The sequence below is a fragment of the Mesorhizobium sp. M7D.F.Ca.US.004.03.1.1 genome, assembly GCF_003998635.1.
In the GTDB taxonomy this organism is placed as follows: Bacteria; Pseudomonadota; Alphaproteobacteria; order Rhizobiales; family Rhizobiaceae; genus Mesorhizobium; species Mesorhizobium loti.
Genome location: NZ_RZQG01000801.1, coordinates 1 through 2,761 on the forward strand (window position 1 = coordinate 1; position 2,761 = coordinate 2,761).

Consider the following 2,761-nt stretch of genomic DNA (forward strand, 5'->3'; position numbering starts at 1 on the left):
GGTTGATCTCGGCCGGCGAGCCGGCGCCCTCGACGATGACCAGATCGGCGCCCTCGCCGACCTTGCCCCAGGAGTCCAGAACGGCATCCATCAGCCGGCCCTTCATCGCCTGGTAGTCGCGCGCCCGCGCTTCGCCGAACACCTTGCCCTGCACGATGACCTGCGCGCCGACATCGGTCTGCGGCTTCAGCAGCACCGGGTTCATGTGGACCGAGGGTGCCACGCCGCAAGCGATCGCCTGCAGCCATTGCGCGCGGCCGATCTCGCCGCCACCAGCATTGTCGCCCGGAATATTGGCGACGGCGGCGTTGTTCGACATGTTCTGCGGCTTGAACGGCCGCACCTTCAGTCCACGCTTCCTGGCTGCGCGGCAGAGGCCGGCGACCAGCACCGTCTTGCCGACATCCGAACCCGTGCCTTGCAGCATGATCGCTTTGGCCATCAGCCCCTGCCCTGCGCCACGGTTCCGGTGATGTCGGATTTCTGCGCAAGCGGCCCGCCGCGCCAGATGTAGAGCGCCAGCAATGGGTCTTTGCCGGTGCGCATGGCGTGATTGACGTTGGACGCATGGTGGACAACCTCACCGGCCGTGCGCATGCAAAAGCCGCTCTCGCCCATGCGCCATTCGGTGCCGCCAGTCAGCGGAATGTAGATTTCCTCGGCAACGTGATGATGGTCGGGATAGACGATATCGGGCCCAAGGATCAGCAGGCCCGCGGCCACCTCGTCATTGGCGAAGTGGCCTCGCGTGCCGAACACCTCCAGCCAGCCGTAATTGTCGATGAACTCTTTTCCGAAATCCGCCTCGCCATAGGTCTGCCCCCAACGGAAATCATTCCGACGCTCGGCAAGCAGTTGCACCAGCGGCTTGGCATCCCGCGGCGCCAGCTCGGCGGAGCGATCGAGATGACGCAGGCAGGCAAGCGGACGTGGCTCCAGCGTGCGGGCCGGCATCTCCCAGCCGATCCGGGCCACGGCATCGCGCACCAGGGGGTGATCGACGGACGCAAGGTATGCGTGGAACTGTCCCAGCAGGTCATCGAATTTTGTCGTCACATTGTACTCCGGACATGCATTGGTGCACAGCCGCTCCGCGAAGGGTCGGGTTGCGCGGCGGCATCATTGGTCTAGATTGGTGCGCGCGCAAAGCCAAAAACGACAGGCCAACAGGTCGAAGATATTAGGGAGCACGCCATGGACGCCGCGGTCGATGCGAGCACCAGCCAGTTCGAACTCAACGAGGAGCAGCACGCCATCCAGGAGATGGCGCAGGCCTTCGCCGCCGACCGCGTCGCGCCGAACGCACTCGACTGGGACCGCAACAAGCATTTCCCGGCCGATGTGATCCGCGAGACCGGGCCGCTCGGCCTTGGCGGCATCTATATCAGGGACGACGTCGGCGGCTCGGCACTTGGCCGGCTCGACGCCGTGCTGATCTTCGAGGCGTTGTCGCATGCCGATCCGGCCTTTTCGTCGTTCATCTCGATCCACAACATGGTGGCCTCGATGATCGACCGTTTCGGCAATGACGAACAGCGCCAGCGCTTCCTGCCGAAGCTCGCTTCGATGGAATGGCTGGCGAGCTACTGCCTGACCGAGCCCGGCTCCGGTTCCGATGCCGCGGCGCTGAAAACGCGTGCGGTGAAGAGCGGCGGCGACTATGTTCTCAACGGCACCAAGCAGTTCATCTCAGGTGCCGGCGACAGCGATGTCTACGCCGTCATGGTGCGCACAGGCGCCGAGGGGCCGAAAGGCATTTCCACCATCGTCGTGCCGAAAGACGCACCAGGCCTCTCCTTCGGCGCCAACGAGCACAAGATGGGCTGGCACATGCAGTCGACTCGCCAGGTCATTTTCGAGGACTGCAAGGTGCCGGCGGAGAACCTTTTGTCGGGCGAAGGCGCTGGTTTCGGCATTGCCATGGCCGGGCTCGACGGCGGCCGGCTGAACATCGCCGCCTGTTCGCTGGGCGGCGCGCAATCGGCGCTCGACAAGGCGCTTTCCTACACCGCCGAGCGCAAGGCCTTCGGCTCGAAGATCAACCAGTTCCAGGCGCTGCAGTTCAGGCTGGCCGACATGGAGACCGAGCTGCAGGCGGCGCGCATCTTCCTCTATGCCGCCGCCTCCAAGCTCGACCGCAAGGCGCCGGATGCCGGCAAATGGTCGGCGATGGCCAAGCGCTTCGTCACCGATACCGGCTTCACCGTCGCCAACGATGCGCTGCAACTGCTCGGCGGCTACGGCTACCTGCACGACTACGGCATCGAGAAGCTGGTGCGGGACCTGCGGGTGCACCAGATCCTCGAAGGCACCAACGAGATCATGCGCGTCATCATCGCACGCGCGCTAATTGGCCGTTGAGATCACCAAAGTTCGGAGAGAGACAATGACGACGATCGCCTTCATCGGCCTCGGTAACATGGGCAATCCGATGGCCGCCAATCTGGTCAAGGCGGGGCATGCGGTGAACGGCTTCGACCTCGTGCCGGAGAACCTCACCGTCGCCAAAGAACATGGCGTGACGATCATGGCGAATGCACCTGCCGCGGTGAAGGATGCCGACGTGGTGATCACCATGCTGCCGGCCGGCAAGCATGTGCTGTCGGTCTACGAGGACATCGCGCCCAAGGTGAAAAAGGGCGCGCTGTTCGTCGATTCCTCGACCATCGATGTCGAATCGGCGCGCAAGGCGCATGCTATTGCCGCCAAACACGGCCTGCTGTCCATCGATGCGCCCGTCTCGGGCGGCACCGGCGGTGCC

The 2,761-nt window shown here is 64.3% G+C and carries 4 protein-coding genes; 2 read left to right on the forward strand and 2 right to left on the reverse strand.

Annotated features, from left to right (window positions below; translation table 11 throughout):
• Together EN935_RS30045 and EN935_RS30050 are read right to left on the reverse strand one after the other, a co-directional pair.
• Nucleotides 1–442 (reverse strand): AAA family ATPase (locus EN935_RS30045; protein WP_164771452.1); only part of this gene is annotated, 442 nt, incomplete at its 3' end.
• Nucleotides 442–1,056 carry a dimethylsulfonioproprionate lyase family protein gene (locus EN935_RS30050; protein WP_126068811.1) on the reverse strand — a complete coding sequence of 205 codons (615 nt, stop codon included), beginning with the start codon at nt 1,054–1,056 and terminating at the stop codon, nt 442–444. The genes EN935_RS30050 and EN935_RS30045, both read right to left, overlap by 1 nt.
• 138 nt (nt 1,057–1,194) lie before the next feature.
• On the opposite strand from EN935_RS30050, the gene EN935_RS30055 reads away from it, so the two are divergent.
• Together EN935_RS30055 and EN935_RS30060 are read left to right on the forward strand one after the other, a co-directional pair.
• Nucleotides 1,195–2,361, forward strand: a complete 1,167-nt coding sequence (locus tag EN935_RS30055) for an isobutyryl-CoA dehydrogenase (RefSeq protein ID WP_127264700.1) — start codon at nt 1,195–1,197, stop codon at nt 2,359–2,361.
• Nucleotides 2,362–2,386: 25 nt separating this feature from the next.
• Nucleotides 2,387–2,761 (forward strand): prephenate dehydrogenase/arogenate dehydrogenase family protein (locus tag EN935_RS30060; RefSeq protein WP_127373923.1); only part of this gene is annotated, 375 nt, incomplete at its 3' end.

Bases quoted from the DNA above. Each gene is read 5' to 3' on its own strand.
- EN935_RS30055 (WP_127264700.1), top strand. From the start codon at position 1,195: ATGGACGCCGCGGTCGATGCGAGCACCAGCCAGTTCGAACTCAACGAG.